16 protein-coding genes are annotated in these 23,224 nt (G+C 44.5%); 5 read left to right on the forward strand and 11 right to left on the reverse strand.

Features of this window, described 5'->3' with window-relative positions:
* Positions 1-4 precede the first annotated feature (4 nt).
* Together BACPLE_RS13180 and BACPLE_RS13185 are read right to left on the reverse strand one after the other, a co-directional pair.
* Positions 5-724, reverse strand: coding sequence for a hypothetical protein (locus tag BACPLE_RS13180; RefSeq protein WP_007562797.1), 720 nt, complete (start codon positions 722-724; stop codon positions 5-7).
* Complete coding sequence (locus tag BACPLE_RS13185) at positions 721-1,533, reverse strand: ATP-binding cassette domain-containing protein (RefSeq protein ID WP_007562799.1); 813 nt, start codon at positions 1,531-1,533, stop codon at positions 721-723. Before BACPLE_RS13185 ends, BACPLE_RS13180 begins: the two co-directional genes overlap by 4 nt.
* Before the next feature lie 308 nt (positions 1,534-1,841).
* Here BACPLE_RS13185 and uvrA point away from each other — a divergent pair, with 308 nt between their 5' ends.
* Genes uvrA through BACPLE_RS13200 form a run of 3 tightly spaced genes read left to right on the forward strand, consistent with a single transcriptional unit; the run spans position 1,842 to position 6,795 of the window.
* Positions 1,842-4,619 carry an excinuclease ABC subunit UvrA gene (gene uvrA / locus BACPLE_RS13190; RefSeq protein ID WP_007562803.1) on the forward strand — a complete coding sequence of 926 codons (2,778 nt, stop codon included), beginning with the start codon at positions 1,842-1,844 and terminating at the stop codon, positions 4,617-4,619.
* Between the two features lie 11 nt (positions 4,620-4,630).
* Complete coding sequence (locus BACPLE_RS13195; RefSeq protein WP_007562805.1) at positions 4,631-6,061, forward strand: RapZ C-terminal domain-containing protein; 1,431 nt, start codon at positions 4,631-4,633, stop codon at positions 6,059-6,061.
* Entirely contained in the window at positions 6,058-6,795 is a 738-nt protein-coding gene (locus BACPLE_RS13200) for a nucleotidyltransferase family protein (RefSeq protein ID WP_007562807.1), read from the forward strand. Before BACPLE_RS13195 ends, BACPLE_RS13200 begins: the two co-directional genes overlap by 4 nt.
* On the opposite strand, the gene BACPLE_RS13205 is transcribed toward BACPLE_RS13200, so the two are convergent.
* Both BACPLE_RS13205 and BACPLE_RS13210 read right to left on the reverse strand, forming a co-directional pair.
* The gene (locus tag BACPLE_RS13205; RefSeq protein WP_007562809.1) at positions 6,792-9,431 is read right to left on the reverse strand and encodes a putative LPS assembly protein LptD; all 2,640 of its coding nucleotides are present in this window, start codon (positions 9,429-9,431) and stop codon (positions 6,792-6,794) included. The two genes, BACPLE_RS13200 and BACPLE_RS13205, sit on opposite strands and share 4 nt — an antisense overlap.
* Before the next feature lie 191 nt (positions 9,432-9,622).
* Entirely contained in the window at positions 9,623-10,159 is a 537-nt protein-coding gene (locus BACPLE_RS13210) for an HD domain-containing protein (RefSeq protein ID WP_007562811.1), read from the reverse strand.
* 51 nt (positions 10,160-10,210) lie between these two features.
* On the opposite strand from BACPLE_RS13210, the gene BACPLE_RS13215 reads away from it, so the two are divergent.
* On the forward strand, positions 10,211-11,398 hold the full coding sequence (locus tag BACPLE_RS13215; RefSeq protein WP_007562814.1) for an exo-beta-N-acetylmuramidase NamZ family protein: 1,188 nt from the start codon (positions 10,211-10,213) through the stop codon (positions 11,396-11,398).
* Between the two features lie 33 nt (positions 11,399-11,431).
* Here BACPLE_RS13215 and thrC read toward each other — a convergent pair whose 3' ends face one another.
* Genes thrC through thrA form a run of 3 tightly spaced genes read right to left on the reverse strand, consistent with a single transcriptional unit; the run spans position 11,432 to position 16,403 of the window.
* On the reverse strand, positions 11,432-12,733 hold the full coding sequence (thrC, locus tag BACPLE_RS13220; protein ID WP_007562816.1) for a threonine synthase: 1,302 nt from the start codon (positions 12,731-12,733) through the stop codon (positions 11,432-11,434).
* Positions 12,734-12,744: 11 nt separating this feature from the next.
* Positions 12,745-13,959, reverse strand: coding sequence for a cofactor-independent phosphoglycerate mutase (locus BACPLE_RS13225; protein WP_007562819.1), 1,215 nt, complete (start codon positions 13,957-13,959; stop codon positions 12,745-12,747).
* An 11-nt stretch (positions 13,960-13,970) separates the two neighbouring features.
* Entirely contained in the window at positions 13,971-16,403 is a 2,433-nt protein-coding gene (gene thrA / locus BACPLE_RS13230; RefSeq protein WP_007562821.1) for a bifunctional aspartate kinase/homoserine dehydrogenase I, read from the reverse strand.
* Positions 16,404-16,799: 396 nt separating this feature from the next.
* Between thrA and radA the strand changes: the two genes are divergently transcribed.
* Positions 16,800-18,173 carry a DNA repair protein RadA gene (radA, locus tag BACPLE_RS13235; protein ID WP_007562822.1) on the forward strand — a complete coding sequence of 458 codons (1,374 nt, stop codon included), beginning with the start codon at positions 16,800-16,802 and terminating at the stop codon, positions 18,171-18,173.
* Positions 18,174-18,264: 91 nt separating this feature from the next.
* Here radA and BACPLE_RS13240 read toward each other — a convergent pair whose 3' ends face one another.
* Genes BACPLE_RS13240 through BACPLE_RS13255 form a run of 4 tightly spaced genes read right to left on the reverse strand, consistent with a single transcriptional unit; the run spans position 18,265 to position 23,049 of the window.
* The gene (locus BACPLE_RS13240) at positions 18,265-19,731 is read right to left on the reverse strand and encodes a DUF3868 domain-containing protein (protein ID WP_007562824.1); all 1,467 of its coding nucleotides are present in this window, start codon (positions 19,729-19,731) and stop codon (positions 18,265-18,267) included.
* An 18-nt stretch (positions 19,732-19,749) separates the two neighbouring features.
* A complete protein-coding gene (locus BACPLE_RS19740; RefSeq protein WP_007562826.1) occupies positions 19,750-20,577 on the reverse strand; it encodes a DUF5723 family protein in 828 nt (275 codons plus the stop codon).
* Positions 20,574-21,281 (reverse strand): DUF5723 family protein, encoded by a 708-nt coding sequence (locus BACPLE_RS19745; RefSeq protein WP_235777937.1) that lies wholly within the window; start codon positions 21,279-21,281, stop codon positions 20,574-20,576. The genes BACPLE_RS19740 and BACPLE_RS19745 overlap by 4 nt, the downstream gene beginning before the upstream one ends.
* Before the next feature lie 25 nt (positions 21,282-21,306).
* Positions 21,307-23,049, reverse strand: a complete 1,743-nt coding sequence (locus tag BACPLE_RS13255; protein WP_007562830.1) for a hypothetical protein — start codon at positions 23,047-23,049, stop codon at positions 21,307-21,309.
* Between the last annotated feature and the right edge of the window lie 175 nt (positions 23,050-23,224).

Consider the following 23,224-nt stretch of genomic DNA (forward strand, 5'->3'; position numbering starts at 1 on the left):
CTTACTATCTAAACTCCAACTTTCTAAAACCTTTATAGGTCATGATAACAGCTACTATGCTCCAAACCACAGAAACAATCGACCATGTGTATTTAATGATACTTTTAGGAGCACCTAATCCATACATACACAATACTGGCAACACATAAGACAAAACACATAAAACAACTATCAGCCAGAACCGGGTTTTGCTGTATTGTTTCCTCAACATAACCACCAAAGTCCACAGGGCTACATAAAAAGCAATCACCACCTGCAGCATAAGTTGCTTAAGTCCATAGCCTCCTCCCAAAAAGAGAAGAACCGGTCCGTCCGTTTCCTCCGTAAAAAACAATGGAATAGCCAGTTGCATAAAGATATCCGATAATATCGCACATCCTAACAACATCACCGTACCTATCAAAAAAGTACTGAAAAACAAACTTACATATTTTTCTGCCAGTGTGACCGGAAGCATGAACTTATTTATCAGACCTCTGTCATTCCGCATATCTTCCACCAGACTCCAGAACGTAAAATAATAAGACAGAAGTATCAGCAATTGCTCTATGAGTGACAAGCATTCTTTCAAACTATCTCCTGACACCAAGGCACAAATCACACAGATACTAAAAGAACGTAAAAACAAAAGCTGGATAAAGGCTTTCTTTTTTCCATAGCAGAACATTTCATTTAACTGAAGCAGACTAAACTTCCACATTTCTTTCACTGCAAAACTTTTCATATCCTTCCTCCTCCCTTGATTAATGCATTAAACAGCAGTTCCAAAGATACCTCCGTATCCATGTTTTCCTGCTTATGAGCGATTACATGGTAACCTTCGGCACAAGCTTCTGCATATAGCACTCCTTCTTCATTACTTTGGATTCCGAACGAATACCGAGTGGCGATTTCCTCCAAAGAAGCCGCATACACAGGAGCATACTTTCTTAACACAATCACATCGGTCAACAGATTTTCAATGTCCTGCACAATGTGTGTAGACAAAACCACTATCTGATCTTCACGGACATGCTTCATCAGTAACTTACGAAACATCTTTCGTGCCGGAATATCCATTCCGTTGGCAGCCTCATCCAGTAATAGAACTTTCGTTCCCAGCGACAAGGCAATGCTGAATGCCACTTTGTGCTTCTCTCCCAACGACAATTTGTCCAAATGTTCAATATCCCGCCGTATTTCAAAATCGGCCAGACAGTCATCCAGCACTTCTGCACGAAACTTAGGATAGAATTTGGAATAAATGGCAAGAAAGTGTTCCAGCCTCATATCCGGAAAAATAAAGTCAGCTGGCAACATGAATACTTCCCTCAAAGTTTCTACCTCCCTTTTCCGGGAGTTGCGACCGTCTACATAAATCTCACCGTCGTGAGCGAAAAGCTTACCAGCAATCAGTTTCAAGAGCGTGGTCTTGCCTGAGCCGTTCATTCCCAGCAGGCCATAGAATCGTCCTTCTTCCAAACGGAAACTCAGATTGTTCAACACATTCTTATCAGACTGATACCCAAATGAAACACCGATTAATTCTACCATAACCTTACAAAGTAAAAATTGTTATACTGTACCATCAAAGTGATACAGCAAAAATAACTTTTTTTCTTGAACAAACAAATGGTTTTACGGAATTTATGATACAATATCCAACAAGCCTCAGCACACTTTCTACGTTTCCATTCCGTGAACCTTACGTTTCCCGATGCGAAACCGTACGTTTCGCATAAGGAAAACATACGGTTCCACTCCGGGAAACGTAAAAGACTTCTTTTCGTCCGAAAGTATTCGCTTTGATAATTCCAGCTATTTTTCGTAACTTCGCATGTTCATCTAACAAGAAAAGATACATGTCAGAAAATGATTTTATTACCATAAAGGGTGCCCGGGTGAATAACCTGAAAAACATCGACGTACGTATCCCACGCAACAAACTGGTAGTCATTACCGGCCTGTCAGGTTCGGGAAAGTCGTCGCTGGCATTCGATACGCTGTATGCCGAAGGGCAAAGACGCTATGTGGAAAGTCTGTCTTCTTACGCCCGCCAGTTTCTCGGACGTATGAGCAAACCAGAATGTGACTTCATCAAAGGAATTCCACCTGCCATCGCCATTGAACAGAAGGTGACGAGCCGCAACCCGCGTTCTACCGTGGGTACCTCAACGGAAATTTATGAATACCTGCGCCTGCTTTTCGCACGGGTAGGAAAAACGTATTCTCCCGTAAGCGGACAACTGGTGAAGAAGGACAGTGTGGAAGACATCGTAAACTGCATGCTGTCTTACCCGAAAGGCACACGCTATACCGTACTGACGCCTATCCTTCCCCGTGACGGAAGAAGTGTGGCAGAACAGCTGGACATGGATATGAAGCAGGGCTTTACCCGACTGGAAGTGGACGGCGAAATGGTACGCATTGAGGATTATGCCTACAATGAGAACGACAAGGTGTATCTGTTAGTGGACCGCATGAGCTGTGATGATAGCAAGGATGCCATCAGCCGACTGACGGATTCTGCCGAGACGGCTATGTACGAAGGTGACGGCACATGTATGCTCCGTTTCTATTTGTCGGATGACACCCGCCTGCATGTATTCAGCACGAAGTTTGAAGCCGACGGTATCAAGTTTGAAGAACCGAACGACCAGATGTTCTCATTCAACTCTCCGCTGGGAGCCTGCCCTACGTGCGAAGGTTTCGGAAAGATTATCGGTATCGATGAACACCTGGTGGTGCCTAATCGGGCGCTGAGCGTGTACGATGGTGCCGTACTTTGCTGGAGAGGGGAGAAAATGGGAGAATGGCTGAACGAGTTCCTTCGGGAAGCGCCGGCTCATGATTTCCCTATCTTTGCCCCCTATTATGAACTGACACAGGAACAGAAAGATTACCTCTGGCACGGCCCAAGAGAGAAGGTCTGCATCGACTCTTTCTTCAAGATGCTGGAGGAAAATCAATATAAGATACAGTATCGCGTGATGCTGGCCCGCTACCGGGGAAAAACGACTTGCCCTACCTGTCACGGAAGCCGACTGAAAAAGGAGGCCAGCTACGTGCGAGTGGGGGGAAAGAATATCTCGGAACTGGTGGAAATGCCGATTACCCAGTTGCAGGAGTTTTTCCGTACGCTCACACTGGATGCACACGACACTCTCGTGGCACAACGCCTGCTGAGTGAAATCAAGAACCGTCTGACATTCCTGTCGGATGTGGGATTGGGTTACCTGACACTGAACCGGTTGAGCAACTCGCTTTCAGGAGGTGAAAGTCAGCGAATCAATCTGGCCACCTCGTTAGGAAGCAGTCTGGTAGGCTCATTGTATATTCTTGACGAACCAAGCATCGGTCTGCACAGCCGTGACACTACCCGCCTTATCAAGGTGCTGCGCCAGTTACAGCAATTGGGAAACACGGTAGTGGTAGTGGAACACGACGAAGAAATCATCCGTGCAGCAGATTATATTATCGACATCGGCCCGAAAGCCGGACGACTGGGCGGACAAGTGGTGTATGAGGGCGACATGAAAGACTTACAGAAGGGAAGCGACAGCTATACCGTGAAATACCTGTTAGGAGAAGAGACCATCGACCTGCCTGCCAGCCATCGTCCGTGGAACAATTACATCGAAATCAAGGGAGCACGTGAGAACAACCTGAAAGGCATCGACGTGCGCTTCCCACTTAACGTGATGACGGTAGTGACAGGTGTCAGCGGTTCCGGAAAGAGTACGCTGGTACGCGACATTTTCTACAAGGCTCTAAAACGGGAATACAGTGAATCGAGCGAACGTCCGGGCGAATTCATCTCATTGGAAGGAGACATCCGTCAGGTGAACGACATCGAGTTTGTAGACCAGAACCCCATCGGAAAGTCTTCCCGAAGCAATCCGGTGACTTACGTCAAGGCCTACGACGAAATCCGCAAACTGTTTGCCGACCAGCCACTGGCCAAGCAGATGGGATACAGCGCAGGCTATTTCTCGTTTAATACGGAAGGCGGACGTTGCGAAGAATGCAAGGGAGAAGGTACGGTAACGGTAGAAATGCAGTTCATGGCCGATCTGGTGTTAGAATGTGAGTCATGCCACGGCAAGCGCTTCAAGAACGACACGCTGGAAGTGAAGTTCGAAGGAAAAAACATTTACGACATACTGGAAATGACGGTCAACCAGGCCATCGAGTTCTTTACGGAACACAACCAGAAGAAGATTGTCAAGAAGTTGCGCCCGCTACAGGATGTGGGACTGGGTTACATCAAGCTGGGACAGTCTTCGTCTACCCTCTCGGGAGGAGAAAACCAGCGTGTGAAACTGGCGTACTTCCTCAGTATCGAAAAGGCACAACCTACCATCTTCGTGTTCGACGAACCGACAACTGGCTTGCACTTCCATGACATCAAGAAACTGCTGGAAGCTTTCGATGCCCTCATCAGTCGGGGACATACGCTGGTCATCATCGAACACAACATGGATGTCATCAAATGCGCCGACCACGTGATTGACCTCGGTCCGGAAGGTGGCGACATGGGAGGAAATCTTGTGGCAGCCGGCACCCCGGAAGAAGTGGCCAAATGTGCGGCCTCCTATACGGGACAATACCTGGCAGAAAAACTCAATCAGCAATCTTAACAAACAGACACATGACTCAAATTCTTGAAACCCTATACAGCCAGTTCACCGGCCATGCTCCGGAAAGCGTGGAAGCATTGCCGGGAGCCGGCTCCAACAGAAGCTACTACCGCCTGAAGGGTACTCCGACGCTTATCGGGGTATGCGGTACTTCACGCGAAGAAAACGAGGCCTTCATCTACCTGTCGCATCATTTTCAGGCACAGCATCTTCCGGTACCGGTGGTGCATGCCGTTTCCCACGACGGACTCTGTTACCTGCAGGATGATTTAGGAACAGATTCTCTGTTCCAGCTTATCGCACACAGAAGAGAAACCGGAGAGTTTGACTCAACGGAAAAGGACTTGCTGAAGAAAGTCATCCGGTTACTGCCCCGCATACAGTTTGAAGGAGCACAAGGACTGGATTTCGGGAAATGCTATCCGGCGGTAGAGTTCAATCACAGAAGCATTCTGTGGGACTTGAACTACTTTAAATATTGTTTTCTGAAAGCTACAGGAGTAGAATTCAGAGAGGATTTGTTAGAAGACGATTTCGAAGCCCTTTGCCAGACACTGATAGAGAGCATGGAAACCCAACCGGTATTCATGTATCGCGACTTCCAGAGCCGTAACATCATGGTGAAGGACGGAGAGCCTTACCTGATTGATTTCCAGGGAGGACGGAAAGGACCGCTGTATTACGATGTGGCTTCTTTCCTCTGGCAAGCCAAGGCCAACTATCCGGATAGCCTGCGCCAGGAATTGATTGACGAATACCTGACAGTCCTGCGTCCCTACAAACAGATAGAAAAGGAAGTGTTCCTGTCCCGTCTGCGTCATGTCGTATTGTTCCGCACGCTACAAGTACTGGGAGCTTACGGCTTCCGCGGCTACTTCGAGAAAAAGGCTCATTTCATTGAGAGCATTCCTTTTGCCATTGAAAATCTGCGCCAGTTATTGCAGGAGGGTTTTCCGGAATATCCTTATCTCTGCGAGGTATTGCAGCGCATGACAGAACTGAAACAGTTTGCCGCTGCACGCAACCGCCGTAACCTGACGGTCACGGTGATGAGTTTCTCTTACCGGAAAGGTATTCCGGCAGACGAAAGCGGAAATGGTGGAGGATACGTGTTTGACTGCCGCGCCGTACACAACCCCGGACGCTACGAACAGTACAAATCACTTACAGGACTGGACACACCGGTCATAGAATTTTTAGAAAAGGACGGAGAAATTACAGAGTTCCTTCGCCATACTGACGCTCTGGTGGATGCCCACGTGCAGCGTTTCCTGGAACGTGGATTCTCGCACCTGATGATTTGCTTCGGATGCACCGGAGGACAGCATCGCTCCGTATACTCTGCCCAGCACACAGCGATGCACTTGCATGAAAAATTTAAAATTAATGTACACCTGATTCATCGGGAACAACAAATAGACCAATTACTGAAAGCCAAATGAAAGCCATGATATTTGCTGCCGGACTGGGTACCCGGCTCAAACCGCTGACCGACCACATGCCTAAAGCCTTAGTACCGGTGGCCGGACGTCCCATGCTGGAACATGTAATTCTCAAACTAAAAGAAGCGGGATTTACCGAACTGGTCATCAACATTCACCATTTCGGAGAACAGATTATCGATTTTCTGAAAGCCAACCAGAATTTCGGACTGACGATTCATATCAGCGACGAGCGTGACAAGTTACTCGACACAGGGGGCGGTATCAAAAAAGCGGCAACCTTCTTTACAGGAACGGAACCGTTCTTGGTACACAATGTGGACATCCTGTCGAATGCCAACTTGAAAGAGGTATATGATTTTCATCGGAAAAGTCAGAATCTGGCCACACTGCTGGTCAGCCCACGCAAAACCTCACGCTACCTATTGTTCGATACAGACAACCGCCTGCAGGGCTGGATTCACAAGGACACCCTGCAAACCAAGCCAGAAGGGTTTGTGTACGAACCAGGCCAATACCGTGAATATGCATTCAGCGGCATCCATGTAATTTCACCAGAGCTGTTTCACCACATGGAGGAAGAGACATGGAACGGTAAATTTCCCATCATGGATTTTTATCTGCACACCTGCCGGCAACTCCAGTTCGGAGGATACATCAAAGAAGACTTGCAACTGATTGACATCGGCAAACCGGACACGTTGGCCCGGGCCGAAGAATTCCTAAAGGATTAATACCAGGTAACTGCACTACCCGTATTGCTTCGCTGATCCCACTTCAGGGCATCGGTCAGCATACTGGAATTGGCACGGATAGAGAAGTTATAAGAAGTAAACGGACCGAACACCAATCCACAACTCATATTAAAGCAGTGCAAGTCACGGGTAATGTTCAAGGTTGTCATAGACATCTCCTTGGAGGTAAAGTCGTATCCGGTAGAATAGGTCATATTCCAACGGCTACCAATCTTGAAGTTACCCGATACATTCAATGAATGCGTCAATGAATACGGATAACGCATGGTCTTGATGTTAATGTCCTTCGAACGGTCTTCACGAATACTGTAGCTATAACTCAAGCTGACACTCCACGGAAGTTTGAAAGCCAGGTAACCATCTGAATCGACAGAAGCTTTCTCTGTCTTTCGCATGTTGGAGTTGTTATTCTGTTCTTCCGTTTCTTCATCTGTCTCCTCGTCTTCATTTTCTTCCTTCCCTTTATTGTCCTTGTTCTTTTCATCCTCTTCTTTCTTTCCGAAGAGTTTCTTGAAAGTATCATTGTTCAAGGTATAAGAGAATGAACCACTGTACCCCTGAAAACGTCCAAAACGTCCATAAGACCATTCTGTACGGTCACCCACCACTACATTACCATTCTCATCAAACTCATAGGCATACGTAGCGAATGAGGCATTCATATTAAACGTATAACTCTTGGTCAACTTCAAGCGAAGATTCATACTCAAGTCACTCCACCGCTTGTTGGCTACGTCGTAAGAAAGAGAAGCTCCCAACTGGTCAATCAAACTTATTTTCTTATAACCAGTGGTATCCTTATCCGACTTCATCTTCATTTCAATGTTATTATCTACCGAGAAGCTAATGTTCTGTGACATACCTTTTCCCGGATAACCATACACTGCTCCTTCATAAGGAGAATATTCTACGGTACGCACTTCACCATCCTCATCCGTATAAGTATAGGTATCATAATAGCCGTAACGTGATTTTCCAAAGTCTGGCGTATAGGTATAGCTAACAGTAGGGGTAAAGACATGACGAATCTGAAGTTCCTTACTCTTCATGAACAAAGGCTTGTACATACCATATAACTTGGTATTCATCTGTAAAGACAAGTTATAATCATACAAACGGTTGAACCCGTTGATGGTATCCCGCTTCACATGGTCAGTAGAAGCAGGACTCGGGTCATAACTCTGCTTTACTTTCCGCAAATACCAGCGCTCCGTATAATTGAACGAAGGAACGATGTTGATGTACTTGAACAAGTTGAAAGTAGCCGAAACCGGAATCTTGTGCTGCATACCATTCTCCCACTGTGTCAAAGGTGTCTTAAACAACAGATTATCCTTTGTACTGATGGAGTTGGTGATACTTCCGGTATATTGCAATGAAATCTTTTCATACCAACGTTCATCTCCTACCGATTTTTTACGTTTGAACGGATAAATACGGTTCAATGAGATATTTACGTCGGGCAACGTCATACTCAAAGAAGAGTCACGCGTATTCTGTGTGATATTGAATGTACTTGAAATATTCAATCCAATTTCCGGGAAGTTCCGCGAATAGCTCACACTGGAAGCCTTGGTATTCTGAGAATACTGTTGCGGATTATACAAACTACTCAAACTAGAACGGTCATAACTACTGGTAGCAAAGTTCACACTGGCAGAGAACGAGCTGTTCGGGTTAGCCTTGGCATCCTGACGATGACTCCACTGGATACGGAAGTCTTTCGACACAGAATAGTCGGGCATATTCTTCTCACCCGTCTTTGTCACCAGATAGCTGGCATTGAAGGAGCCACTGAATTTATAACGCTTGTTATAGTTAGATGCAGCCGATAATCCCCATGAACCCTTCGTAAAGATTTCTCCCAACACCTTCAAGTCCATCTGGTCGCTGATGGCAAAATAATAACCACCATCACGCAAATAGAAACCACGGTTCATTTCATCACCATACGTCGGCATAATGAAACCGGAAGAATAGCTGCTATTAAACGGGAAGAAGCCAAAAGGTACGGCAATAGGTAAAGGCACATCCTCTACCACAAGCTGGGCCGGACCAAATACTACATTCTTCTTGGGACGGACCTTTGCCATAGAAAGCCGCAAGTAAAAATGAGGATGTTCATGATTGTCACAAGTTGTATATTTACCATGACGCATGTAAATCTCATCATCTGCTCCTTTCTTTCCCTCCTCACTGGTGACATATCCTTCACCCTGCTGTGTGACAATGTTATTGATGAAACCTTTCTTCGTCTTGAAGTTATAGCGCATAATTTTAGACTCATACGGAGTCTCTCCATCCTTGAAAATCGGCGTACCCGTTTCCACTCCTGTCGTATCGGCTACCCCCTTAGCAAAGACAGTACTACTATCCATATTCATGGTAATTACCGCAGAAGTCAGTTCAATGTTCTGGTAATTCACCTTACCTTCCCCATAAAGGTGCGCATATCCATCCTTTGTAAAGACAATAGAATCGCTTGCCTCATAAATGACCGGCGCATCCAGGGGTTCTTTTTTCTTTGTGGTATCCACGGCCAGAGAGTCCATTCCCAGCGAATCAAGCGCCACAGAATCCCGATGAAGGGAGTCGGTCTTTTCTCCTCCCCGCATACGCTTTCCCCTCACACGCTGTGCTTCGGCATAAAATGAGCAGAAAAAGCCAAAAACAAACAGAGATAGCAGTAAATATGTAGTTCTTCTAAATGATGTCATCACCGTCTTTTTACGCAATATGCGGTGCAAAAGTAAGCATTATCCTACAAATAAACGTCAACCCTTTCCTTTTTAATGTATTTTTAGTTCTACAAAAAGAGTTTACACCAAGCATCAAAGCGTGTCAAGCCCTCTTCCCCATGCTTTTCAATACTCTTTCGGGCCTTCTCCACACTCTTTTCTTTATCTAATTTAGTCTTTGAATAAAACTTGTCGGCAAAGCAGATAATCTGTTCTTCCAGGCTGACAGGAATCATTTCACGGTGAGGTACCGGAAGGTCACGTTCCATAATCGCCTTAAGAGAAAGTCCGGCACCTGTATGACGCTCACACACCAGCGCATGACGTGGATAACCTTCGCGAGCTACCAGTTCTGAACCTAAATACCCATGACAAATATAAGGATACTTTCCAAAACAGAAAATACCATCTGCATCCGTCATAAAAATACCAATATCATGAAGCATGGCTGCCTCTTCTATAAAAGTCAAATCCAGATTCAGTTCCGGATGCTTACGTGCCATTTCCAAGGCTTTATCTGCTACCGAACGGCTGTGTACCAACAAAATATGTTTTAACTCATTATCTTCCGGATAATATTTGTCAATCAATGCAAGTGGATTCATAAATAAATGTGGCTATATTTGTAAAAAGTATCACAAATCTACAAAAATTCCATGAGTTACACGAAAAGAATCTTTTTGAAATACATTTTGGGTGTATGTATAGGCTATTTTATAGCTTTTCAAGGACATGCCACCGTACGCAACGGAGCCGACCAGCTGGAAAAACTGTTTCCCCTGCTTGAAGGAAAACGGGTTTCTCTAGTAGTAAACCATACTTCTCTTTGTGGGAAAACACACCTGCTGGACACTCTGGCCAGTCAAATAAAAATCGTGCGTGTATTTGCTCCTGAGCATGGATTTCGAGGGGATGCAGATGCCGGAGAATACATTCAAAACGGGAAAGATACCCGCACGGGGGTGCCCATCCTTTCACTTTATGGGAAAAACAAGAAACCGCTACCTTCACAGCTAACAGGCACGGATGTAGTGGTATTCGACATACAAGATGTAGGAGCCCGCTTCTATACTTATATCAGTACCCTTTACTACGTAATGCAGGCTTGTGCCGAGAACCAAAAAGAGCTGATTGTGCTGGATCGCCCCAATCCATGTGACTATGTAGACGGTCCGATACGGGAAAAAGCATACAAAAGTTTTGTGGGCATGCTTCCCATTCCCCTGCTTCACGGATGTACCTTAGGCGAAATGGCCGGAATGATTAATGGAGAAGGATGGTTAGGTAAAGGTCTGCAATGTCGTTTGCAAGTAATCCGAGTGGAAGGATGGAAACACGGTCAGCCTTACTCTCTTCCGGTAAAACCTTCTCCCAATTTGCCCAACGATCTTGCCATTGCGCTCTACCCTTCACTCTGCCCTTTTGAAGGTACTTCCGTAAGCATCGGAAGAGGTACCACCTATCCTTTCCAAGTCATCGGTTCCCCGGCACTAAAGGATTTATTCCAGTTTCAGTTTATCCCACGCTCTTTAAAAGGGTTCGACAAACATCCGCTTCATCAGAATCAGACCTGCTTTGGCCTTGACCTGCGTACAGAGAAAGAGTTTCCTCAAGGCTTTTCCCTAAAATACCTCCTGCAGTTTTATCGGCTTTATCAGAAACTGTATTCGGATGCTGAAAAGCGTTTCTTTAGCCGTCCCCAGTGGTTTGACCAGCTAATGGGTACCTCACAGGTACGAAAGGACATACTTCAGGGAAAAACGGAGTCCGAAATACGTCAGACATGGGAGACAGATTTAAAAGCTTACCATTCCTTACGCGAGGAATATCTACTATATGAATAGCAATTTAAGAAAGCACCTTTTAATTTTTATATTTTAACATTGCATTAAGTAAGCTTTAAATGCCGCAAAGTCTTTCGACATCGGTACACTCTGTTTGGTACCTTTCATGAATGCCTGAAGTTTTTCCGGTATTTTTACTTCCACTCCAATGATACTTTCCACCGTTTGCAGGAATTTTGCCGGATGAGCTGTTTCAAGGAACAAACCGACTTCTCCTTCTTTCAGTTCTTCTGCCAACGCACGGTATCCGCATGCACCGTGAGGATCGAGCAGATAACCAGTTTCTTCATAAACCTTCTGCACCGTTTCACGTATCTGTTCATCGGTATAGGTTTCACCGCTGATTTCAGAAGCAATGGCATCGTGACTACCCTCGTACAAATCCAGTACCCGGGCAAAGTTACTGGGGTCGCCTACATCCATGGCATTGGCAATAGTAGCCACCGACGGACGCGGACAATACTCTCCTGTTTTCAGGTATTGATAGAATATATCGTTACGATTATTGGCTGCTATAAAACGCTTAATCGGAAGCCCCATACGCTTGCCAAACAATCCGGCTGTAATATTTCCGAAGTTACCGCTCGGTACGCAAACTACCAGGTTATCGGCCTTACCGATTTTTTTCATCTGTGCATAGGCATAGAAATAATAAAAGGCCTGCGGCAGGAAACGAGCCACATTGATAGAGTTGGCAGATGTCAGCTGCATGTGCTCGTTCAATTCTTTATCCATGAACGCATTCTTCACCAAAGCCTGGCAGTCATCGAACGTACCGTCCACTTCAACCGCTGTGATGTTACGTCCTAAGGTCGTGAATTGTTTTTCCTGAATTTCACTGACCTTTCCTTTCGGGTAAAGCACATACACATGAATGCCTTCCACTCCCAAGAAACCATTTGCCACCGCACTTCCCGTATCTCCGGATGTAGCCACCAGCACATTGACCTGCTTCTTTCCTTCCTTACGGATAAAGTATCCCAACAGACGAGCCATAAAACGACCACCTACATCTTTAAAAGCCAATGTGGGTCCGTGAAACAGCTCCAAAGAATAAATATTGTCTTTTACTTTTACTGCCGGTACATCAAAGTTCAATGTGTCATACACAATCTGTTTTAATGTTTCGGCCGGTACATCTTCTCCAAAAAAAGCATCTGCTACTTTATAAGCTATTTCTGGAAAAGAAAGTGTCTCAATCTCGTCATAGAACGATTGTGGCAAGGGTTTAATCTGACGGGGCATATATAAACCCTTATCTGAAGCCAGTCCTCTTACCACAGCTTCTTCCAATGTCGCGTCTAATGCTTTTCCGTTTGTACTGTAATACTTCATATTGCTATCTGTTACTGAATATTCATAAATAGGTTCATAAACTCATCTTTCTCCATCAGTCCATATCCTCCTTCCTTGCAGCTGATTTCATCATAAGTCTGCACGGCATCCGGCTCAATACCCGGATAATATATCAGGAAGGGAATCGGTTCATTGGTATGCGTTCTCAACTCACAAGGAGTAGGATGATCGGGCAATACCGCAATGGCCACAGGCTCGTCCCATTGTTTTACCGCTTCATAGACCGGGCCGACAATACGGCTGTCCAGGTATTCAATGGTTTTCAGTTTCAACGGAACATCTCCTTCGTGCCCCGCCTCATCGCTGGCTTCTACATGCAGATACACAAAATCATCTGTTTTCAACGCTTCAATGGCAGCCTGAGCCTTCCCTTCATAGTTGGTGTTATACAATCCGGTAGCCCCTTCCACGTCAATACAGCGCAAACCTGCATAACAGCCGATACCCCGAATCAAATCGACAGCCGTAATCACGGCTCCTTTTCGGATGGACGGATATTTCTCTGACAAAGGTTCCATCTGCGGACGGTATCCCGGACTCCAAGGCCAGATACTATTGGCCGGGTCTTTCCCTTCCGCCACTCGTTTCAAGTTGACAGGATGCGTAGCCAGCAACTCTTGTGATTTCAAAATCAGTGCATTCAACAAATCGGCTGTTTCTTGTGCCTCAGGACAGAGTGCCTTCACCAGATTAGGACGGAAAGGCTGCAAAGGGATGTCATGCGGAGGTACACAAGCCAATCGTTTATCTCCTCCCTTAATCACCAATAAATGACGATATTGCACTCCTGTGTAAAAATGAATGCGGTCGGAACCCAATTTTTCATCCAAAAAGCGAATCAGTTCATCGGCCTCCTCCGTAGAAATATGTCCGGCAGAATGATTTTTCAGCGTTTCTCCTTCCACACAGACAATGTTACAACGCATGGCCATGTCCCCATCCTGAAGGTCTACACCAATACTGGCAGCTTCCAGCACTCCACGCCCTTCATACACCTTAGGTAAATCATAGCCCATCACAGACATATTGGCCACTTCACTTCCAGGATGGAAGCCGTCGGCCACCGTCTTCAATACGCCCGTACGCCCCATACTTGCCAGTTTATCCATATATGGCGTATGTGCATACTGCAGTAAAGTTTTGTCGCCTAAGGAAGGTACAGCCCAGTCGGCCATACCGTCACCTAAGATAATTACATGTTTCATTTTTGTTTGGTTTAAATATTGGCAATACTCATTATATCCGCAAATACACCGGCAGCAGTCACACTTGCACCGGCACCGTATCCCTGAATCAGCATCGGATATTCATTGTAGCGCTCTGTGGTCAGCAAGATAATATTGTTGCTGCCAGCCAGGTTATAGAACGGATGATTGCGGTCTACTTCCTGCAAAGACACCTTGCCGTGTCCATCTTCCAGGCTTGCCACAAAACGCCAGCGCTTGTCCTCGCTTTCCAGTCTCTTGCGACGTTCTTCAAATTCTTTATCTAATTGTGGAATCTTTCTCCAGAAATCATCCAATGTACCTTCAAAATAGCTGTCAGGAATAAACAAGTCTGCTTCCACATCTTCCTGATTTAAACGGTAACCCGCCTCACGAGCCAGAATCACCAGCTTCCGGATTACATCCTTTCCGCTCAGGTCAATTCTAGGGTCTGGTTCTGAATAACCTTCTTCCTTCGCCTGACGGATGGTTTCACTCAAAGGAGTTGTCGCACTGATACGGTTGAAAATATAATTCAACGTACCGCTCACCACCGCTTCAATCTTCAGAATCTTGTCACCACTGTTTATCAGGTCATTGATGGTATTGATTACCGGCAAACCGGCTCCTACGTTCGTCTCAAACAAATACTTCACTCCACGCTGACGAGCAATTCTTTTCAGTTCCGCATAAATATCATATTCAGAAGAAGCGGCAATCTTGTTTGCGGCTACCACCGAGACATTGTGACTCAGCAAATCTTTATACAGTGCCGCAATATCGGGACTGGCAGTACAATCTACAAACACCGAATTGAAGATATTCATTCCCACAATCTCATCACGAAGAGTCTGAGGACAAGAAGGAATGCCTTTTTCATCCAATTCTTCTCTGAAATGTTCCAAATCAATTCCAGCACGCGTAAACAAGGCTTTATGGCCGTTGGCAATACCCACCACATGCAGTTTCAACCCGCGCTCCTGTTTCAGTTTTTCCTGCTGGCCATGAATCTGTTCAATCAAACTGGCACCCACTGTTCCCGTACCACAGATAAACAGGTTCAACACCTGATATTCTGACAAGAAGAATGAATCATGAATCACATTCAGTGTCTTACGCAAAGAAGCACCTTCTACGACGAAAGAAATATTTGTCTCAGAAGCACCCTGCGCACAAGCAATGACATTGATACCGTTACGTCCGAGCGTACCAAACAATTTTCCGGCAATACCGGGAGTATGCTTCATGTTCTCACCCACAATCGCCACGGTGGCCAGACCGCCTTCCGCTTTCATCGGTGAGATTTCACCCATTTCAATTTCTTTGGCAAACTCCTCATTCAGCACCTCACATGCCAGTTCCGCATCCTCATTTCTCACACCGATAGAGGTTGAGTTCTCAGAAGAAGCCTGCGAAACCAAAAAGACACTGATGCCATTTTCGGCCAACGTCTTGAAGATACGATGGTTCACGCCAATGACACCCACCATGCCCAAACCGGTCATGGTAATCAAACAAGTATCATTAATAGACGAAATACCCTTGATAGGTTTCGAAGAATGGTCGGCTTCCTGCTTCACAATGGTACCCGGAGCTTCCGGATTGAACGTATTCTTTATCAGAATCGGAATATTCTTATGGCACACCGGATAAATCGTAGGCGGATACACCACTTTCGCACCAAAGTTACACAGCTCCATCGCCTCTACATAACTCAACTCCGTAATAGGATAAGCCGTGCTGATGACACGCGGGTCAGCTGTCATGAAGCCATCCACGTCCGTCCAGATTTCCAGAATATCCGCATCCAAAGCTGCCGCAATAATAGACGCTGTATAATCAGATCCGCCTCTGCCCAAGTTGGTTACTTCTCCCGTATTCTTATCGGTAGAAATAAATCCCGGCACCAGAGAAACCTTCGGTATTTCACTGAAAGTCTCACGCACCAGTCGGTTCGTTAGCTCTGAATCAAGAATATGCTTATTATGTTTCTTTTCGGTTTTAATGAAAGTACGGGAATCGAACCACACTGCTCCCTCAATAAGAGTAGCCACAATGATGGAAGAAAGACGTTCACCATAGCTCACAATCGTAGCAGAAGTTTTCGGAGAAAGGTCACGAATCAAATAAATACCCTGAAAAATATCCTTCAATTCGCTCAGCAGTTCGTTCACCAGATCCAGAAGCAACTCTCTTCCCCGCCCTGCCGGAATCACTGTGTACACCATTTCAATGTGACGGTTCACGATTTCCTTCATTTCCTTCTCATAAGCGTCATCGCCCGAAGCGGCCATTTTCGAAGTACAAATCAACTTATCGGTAATCCCCCCTAATGCGGAAACGACTACAATTACTTTGTCATCTATACCCTCTACTATACGCTTGACACTTAACATGCTATTGACAGAACCTACGGATGTTCCGCCGAATTTCAATACTTTCATAGGTTATCATTAATTTTTAGTCCGAAACCCAATGGTCTCGGTATATCTCCGTAAGGCCTTACACTACGGCACAAACGGAAACAATGAATTAAAATAAATCTTGATTGAATAAAATAATTGAAAAGTCTGCATCCGCAGACGTGTATCACGTAGAAACACCAAACATACTATCCTCACCCCCTAGGGGTCATCCCTGTGGTAGATGTAATGAAAGGCATATACCCATGCCCGTTCAACAAGATGATATGAAGACAGTGTACAGTCATAGATTATTGTTTTTCCGTTGGCAAATATAGCAACATTTTTCTACAAACAAATAAATAAATGATATTTTTTTGCCAGTATAGAGAATAAGCATAAGATTTCGTACCTTTGTAAAGAATTAGTGTAACAAATATGGCAAAAGAAAAAACGGTCTATGTCTGCACAAACTGCGGACAAGAATCTCCTAAATGGGCTGGGAAATGCCCCTCCTGCGGACAATGGAATACATTTGTGGAAGAAGTGGTACGCAAGGAAGCTCCTGTAGCCAAGCACGTGGCTCACGGCATCGAGTCCGTGCGGTCCAAACCTCAACGTCTGACCGAAATAGAATCGAATGAAGAGCAACGCATAGACATGCTCGACGAAGAGCTGAACCGTGTATTGGGAGGGGGACTGGTGCAAGGTTCACTCACCCTGATTGGAGGAGAACCGGGCATCGGAAAATCGACTCTGATACTCCAGACGGTGTTGCGGCTTACCCACAAAAGAATTCTCTACGTATCCGGTGAAGAAAGTGCCCGCCAGCTCAAACTTCGGGCCGTCCGCATTCCGCACCCGGAAAATGACAATCTGCTGATAGCCTGTGAGACTTCGTTGGAACAGATTTTTACCCATATAAAGAATGCAGCTCCCGATTTGGTCATTATAGACTCCATTCAGACGATTTCTACCGAAAATATTGATTCTTCTCCCGGCAGCATCGTGCAGGTAAGAGAATGTACTGCTTCCCTTTTAAAGTTTGCCAAAGAAACCGGCACACCGGTTATCCTCATCGGACATATCAACAAGGAAGGAAGCATCGCCGGACCGAAGGTATTGGAACACATCGTCGATACCGTATTGCAATTCGAAGGAGACCAGCACTACATGTACCGCATCTTGCGCAGCATCAAGAATCGATTCGGCAGTACGGCAGAACTGGGAATCTACGAAATGAGACAAGACGGACTACGGCAGGTGAGCAACCCTTCCGAACTGTTGCTTACCCAAGACCACGAAGGCATGAGCGGTGTCGCCATCGCCGGTGCCGTGGAAGGTGTACGCCCCTTCCTGATAGAAGTACAGGCATTGGTCAGCACAGCTGCTTACGGGATGCCACAGCGTTCCGCCACCGGATTCGACCTGCGCCGTATGAACATGCTGCTGGCTGTACTTGAAAAACGTGTCGGATTCAAGCTGGCTCAAAAAGACGTGTTCCTGAACATTGCCGGAGGGTTGAAAGTCAACGACCCCGCCATAGATTTGGCAGTTATCAGTGCCATTCTTTCCAGCAACATGGATGCAGAAATTGAAGCAGGCGTATGTATGGCAGGAGAAGTAGGCCTGAGCGGAGAAATTCGTCCGGTCAACCGTATCGAACAACGTATCAGTGAGGCCGAAAAGCTCGGATTCCAACGAATGCTGATTCCCAAGCACAACCTGTCTGGCATTGACCGAAAGAAAATAAAAATCGAGCTCATCCCTGTAAGAAAAGTAGAAGAAGCCTTCCGGGAATTATTTGGATAACCCTCTTCACACCATAAAAACGCCTGTGCGCTTTGAAGTATTCTCCATGCGCACAGGCGTTATTTTATTCAGTATCCTATCTCAATACTCGTTATTTCTGAACGGCATTTTCATAAGGAACCATTTTTTCCAAGTTTGCATTTGCCTTTTCAGGTTCTACGCTTGCAGCTTTCTGGAACCATTCTTTAGCTGCTTCCGTATTTCCAGACAACCAAGCCAATACACCCAAGTTATTGAAAGCACGCGAATCATCTTTCACCTTATCCATATAAGAAGCTGCCTTCTTAAAGTCACCACTAATAATGTTGGCTGAAGCTGCATTCACATTAGCCGTTACATCTTCCGGATAGGTGTTAGCCGCAATTTCATACACTTCTTTATATTCCTTTGTTCCAGGCTGATACATAGCTGCCACACGATACATTTCCTGCAAACTCAACAATTTCGGATTGGTATAAATCAGGCGGGCTGCTTCAGAGTTCAAAACCTCTCTCACTTCGTAATCTACCGACACGCTCAAACGACGCAGACGAGGATAATACTGGTTCATCATCGTACGATAAGTAGTCATCCCCAGTGTAGATTTCAGTCTAGCTTCACGTACATCCAGATTTTCATACTTCTGGATTACAGCCAAAGCCTTTTCCGCATAAGCAGGTTTATCTTCTTCCAGCATTTTCACCAAAGTCTCCCAATCTTCCCCTGCAGAAGTCACATGCAGCACTTCCTGCGGGAAATTATATCCACCTTTCAGGTTCAGCGCAAACGATTCCGCACGTTGCTTAGCTACACGGTCATTGGTACGAACCGAGCCATCCGGCGAAGAGTATCCACATACATTGATCGACTTAAATGTAACCAAGTCTCCATCTTCCAACGGATCCAGAATCTCTTTCAGTTTCTGCAATTCACTACGGTTATTCTTGTAATCCGCATCAAAAACCGTCTTGCCTACCGGAAACTCAATAAACAGAGTACTTTGCTCTGAACGTACTTTCAGCGGTTCTTCTTTCGGTGTCAGGAAAGAAACCATTTCTTTACATGGATCACACACCTCAAACTCGGTGGGCAATGCCGGAGTTTCTACTGCTACATCCGGCTCAATCACCGTAATATCCAGCAAATCGACCTCACAACATTCTTTTCCTTCTTGCAACAGAATCATGGAAGCATGATCCATCCATGCCTGATAAGGAATAGAAGCCTGATAACGTACTACGTCTTCCCGGTTTTCCTGACGTCCGTGAATCACTGTATAAGGATTGTCAAACCCGAAACGACGAGCCACCTTACGCTCTTGACGGCGCATCTTGTAATCACCATTCTTTCCAGTTACCACTACCGGAGGCATGGCATAATAGTTTTTACCTTCACGCAATACAGGAGTAAAGGCATATGTCTGCTCACTATTTACACGTACTTCTTCCACACTCATGGAAAATTCAACGGTCAACGTATCATTTTTCAACGTTAATACAGGACGTGTATACTTTATATCACCCGCCATGGCAGCCAGCGGCAACATGACAAACGACAATATATATGCTAATTTTCTCATATCTATTCTTTATTTAAATTACAATGACTGAACTTCTACGCAACGGTGTTTTGTCTTATACTTCGGACCGAAAGTAAAATTGATTCCCAAATTAATGTTGGCAGAGAATCGGTTAAGTGGTGCATAATATTTTGGAGTGTATTTACACAATGGCACATCAGCAGCCACAAAGAAGTTGAAACCTCTTGGGTGAAAATTCAACATCAAACCTCCTGTAGAACCAAAGTTAGAAAGAGCATAGTTCACTGAAGCTTCGAACCAAGTTAAAGGAGATACATTCGCTGAAACACGTGCTTCTGTCCAGGAATGACGTCCCTGGAAACGAGAAGAAGACAAGAAACCAAACTTCAAGCGGTCATAAGCAGGCAATGTATATTCCGCACCAAGATTCAAGGTAGCCGCCAAAGCTGTAGTACGCTTCAGTCCCTCTCCATCCTTTGTAAATTTAGCCATCTGTTCCAAATCATCCACAATACGGTCTGCCTGATTATCTATTGAATTCGGATCGTTATCTCCCAAATCTGATTTTATGGGAATTTCATTAAAACCATTAAATTCAAAACTATTATTCATAGAAGCTTTCACTGTATTCTTCCAGCAGATAAATCCTAAATCAAGCACAGCAGCAGAGAATGTCCACTCATCGTTCAGGCGATAAGTTGCACCAAAATCAAATGCCATACCAAATCCTGTGGGACCGATATTCTTGTCATCAAAATCCACGTCATCATACGAAATCAACTGTTCAGACCCAGGTTTCAGTTTATCAGTACGGTTACCATTGGCATCCAGTTCATAATCACTATCATCGTAATTACCAGTTTCTCCACGAGTAGGAACAATCAACCCTTTACCTGAAAGAAAGCCTGTGCACCCGACGGAGTAATTTTCCAAGCATCCGGCGTAGCCTCAATGTCCAGTCGGTCAATCTTCACGGTAGCCTTGGCAAGACCTACCAAAAATTTCATTTTTGCACCAACCGTCCACTGGTCGTTTATCTGACGAGCATGCCCCAATGCCAATTCAGCATAATTAGTAGAAAGGATGCTCAAATCGTTTACTGTGTAACGAGTTCCCTCCGGAGCATCGACCCCGTTTTTCATAAACTTAAACAGCTGGTCGGGAGCCGACAAGTTTGTATTGCTTTTAATAGAAAGTCCTATCGTATTAAAACCTCCCCAAGCATAAAACCCGGTAGACAGGATATTTTCATTCACATTAAATCCCATTTTCAGTCGGTTAGGCAAACCATTTAAGAAGTCTTTTCTGCTCACTTCCTCGTGCATGAAAGTCATTAAATCGCCATTAGACTTCACAAACAAGAAATCACCTACACCTGCAGTTCCTTGAGCTCCTACCGACAAGTTTCCTAGTCCGGGCATACTAACATATCCTCTTTCTCCCATAAATGCAGGGTTCAATTCATGACGATAAGTAGCACCTCCCAAAAAATAAGCAGAACGATTAATCTGAGGTTGCGCTACAGCTTCACCCACAAACCCCAAAACAGCCAATCCGGACAGTACCGTACACAATATATTTTTCTTCATTTGTTTCATTTTTTCTCGTTCATTATTAATTCAAATCCACATTCACTCCACCTGGCACAGACAGTTTGACACTTGTCACCTTCAGCCATTGCGTATCCTTCAAAGGCACACCAGTAGCACTTCCCGGTACAGCTGTTATTTTAAAACAAATCCGATCTATTTTCGACAAGAATGCAGTATCATCCGAAGTCAGGCTTAAAACCAGTTCACTTGTTGCAGGTTTTTCTCCATCTGTACTTTCTGTCACATATTGCTTATCTTCTTCCATTGTCTTCTTCACAGCTGTCAGTTCATTGCCATACACATCCTTAATCTGCACATTTTCAGCTTTCAGTTGCAATTTCAAAGGAATGGCATTGTCTACCGACAACATAATCTTGGCATTTTTCAGACTTACTTTATCCAAATCGTTCAAGTCTTTGTTCAAATCTTGTACAGAATCATTGTATACGATATTCAAACCTTGTTCGAAACTTAACGGTACATCTACCTCATAACTTGCCGGCAAATCATACTCTTTTCCTAATTCCGCATTATAATAATTTTCATTTCGAACAATCGGCTGCAGATTCACATCAATATCATCAGGAATAGTTTCAAGCAAATTATTTATATCTTCCACTTTTATATTCTCTGTAACTCCTTCAATAGAACACTCTCCTGTACGAGAAAGAGCAATGATATTTGTACCTGGTATCAATGCTACCTTATTCTGACCATATCCAGTTCCTATTTTTACTTCATGCCCTTCAATATTGACATTATTCTTCTTCGGAGTAAGTACAGCATCGATTTCCACATCCGTCTCCAAAGGATTATCAGCTTTCAGTAAGATTACCGGATTAGTAATATCCAAACGAGTATCCTCGTCTTTCAAGAAATCGGGAAGGTCGTTCAATTCTATTTTTGTTGTTTCCGCTTCAATATTTGGCTGAATAACACCAGTTACAGAATTTACAGTCATTTCATCCAAAGTCACATACATAGTCATCTTTAATTCACCAGAACCACTTGCATTCACAACCTGAACCACCCCTTGCATGAAAACCTCCTTTTTAATAGATATATTTCCATCTACAACAGGTATTCCCTCGCCTGGCTTATCTCCAAATCTATAACCAATTACGTTGAGTTTTCGAGGTGTTGTTGATAATGTTTCATTCAAAGTCAAAGTATTACCTTCTTCAACTTCTCCCTTCTCAAACACAAGGAAATCCGGGAACTTAACCTTCAAGTTTTTTGCCTTCACTTCATCAAATTTCAAACCTCCATCAAACTCAAAGGTTACAGTCATAGTGGCTGGAGTCTGTGCCTCAAGAGCTCCTAATTCTTTTAAAGCCTCATCTATGTCATCAGCAACAGCTTCCAAGCTATTGGATTCATCCAACTCAACATCTACAGTTGCTTCAACTTCATCCCCAATAGAAAATTCAGCAAGACCTTTTTCTAAACTTGTTTCAGCACCATTAATCGTTACTTGTGCTACTACGGTTGGTTCCACACTAATATCATCTTTTTTCGTCAGATGATACACATGAGTAGTTACATCCGGCTGAAGCATATCCCCTTCTTCTACTTCAATAATCTTGCTCAAGAAAGTCGTATCTGTACTACCGGCAGGAATTGTGAGATATTCCCCTCCTACATTTATTGTCATGTCTATGTCTTTGTCAAGATCATACTTGTTATCCACACATGACACCGTCCACAATGGGAACGACAACAAAAATCCCCATAATGGAGACACTTTTTTTACCTTACACATCATAATTTTATTTTAACTAATATTCAACTATCACTATCAATAACGCTTTTTTACTTACAAATGTTGAGAAAAATCGGCCACAAATATAGAAAATTTTACTATTGCTTCAAAGAAAAGTCTTAAATCAGTATAAAAAGTCCTATCTAATCCCCATTGCAAGAACAAAACAGAAACCCTA

Origin of the sequence: Phocaeicola plebeius DSM 17135 (assembly GCF_000187895.1) — a bacterium.
Lineage (GTDB): Bacteria > Bacteroidota > Bacteroidia > Bacteroidales > Bacteroidaceae > Phocaeicola > Phocaeicola plebeius.

Bases quoted from the DNA above. Each gene is read 5' to 3' on its own strand.
- BACPLE_RS13195 (WP_007562805.1), top strand. From the start codon at position 4,631: ATGACTCAAATTCTTGAAACCCTATACAGCCAGTTCACCGGCCATGCT.
- uvrA (WP_007562803.1), top strand. From the start codon at position 1,842: ATGTCAGAAAATGATTTTATTACCATAAAGGGTGCCCGGGTGAATAAC.
- BACPLE_RS13240 (WP_007562824.1), bottom strand. From the start codon at position 19,731: ATGAGAAAATTAGCATATATATTGTCGTTTGTCATGTTGCCGCTGGCT.
- BACPLE_RS13205 (WP_007562809.1), bottom strand. From the start codon at position 9,431: ATGCGGGGAGGAGAAAAGACCGACTCCCTTCATCGGGATTCTGTGGCG.
- BACPLE_RS13185 (WP_007562799.1), bottom strand. From the start codon at position 1,533: ATGGTAGAATTAATCGGTGTTTCATTTGGGTATCAGTCTGATAAGAAT.
- BACPLE_RS13200 (WP_007562807.1), top strand. From the start codon at position 6,058: ATGAAAGCCATGATATTTGCTGCCGGACTGGGTACCCGGCTCAAACCG.
- BACPLE_RS13210 (WP_007562811.1), bottom strand. From the start codon at position 10,159: ATGAATCCACTTGCATTGATTGACAAATATTATCCGGAAGATAATGAG.
- thrA (WP_007562821.1), bottom strand. From the start codon at position 16,403: ATGAAAGTATTGAAATTCGGCGGAACATCCGTAGGTTCTGTCAATAGC.
- BACPLE_RS13225 (WP_007562819.1), bottom strand. From the start codon at position 13,959: ATGAAACATGTAATTATCTTAGGTGACGGTATGGCCGACTGGGCTGTA.
- thrC (WP_007562816.1), bottom strand. From the start codon at position 12,733: ATGAAGTATTACAGTACAAACGGAAAAGCATTAGACGCGACATTGGAA.
- BACPLE_RS13255 (WP_007562830.1), bottom strand. From the start codon at position 23,049: ATGATGTGTAAGGTAAAAAAAGTGTCTCCATTATGGGGATTTTTGTTG.
- BACPLE_RS13215 (WP_007562814.1), top strand. From the start codon at position 10,211: ATGAGTTACACGAAAAGAATCTTTTTGAAATACATTTTGGGTGTATGT.
- BACPLE_RS19745 (WP_235777937.1), bottom strand. From the start codon at position 21,281: ATGAAGAAAAATATATTGTGTACGGTACTGTCCGGATTGGCTGTTTTG.
- radA (WP_007562822.1), top strand. From the start codon at position 16,800: ATGGCAAAAGAAAAAACGGTCTATGTCTGCACAAACTGCGGACAAGAA.
- BACPLE_RS13180 (WP_007562797.1), bottom strand. From the start codon at position 724: ATGAAAAGTTTTGCAGTGAAAGAAATGTGGAAGTTTAGTCTGCTTCAG.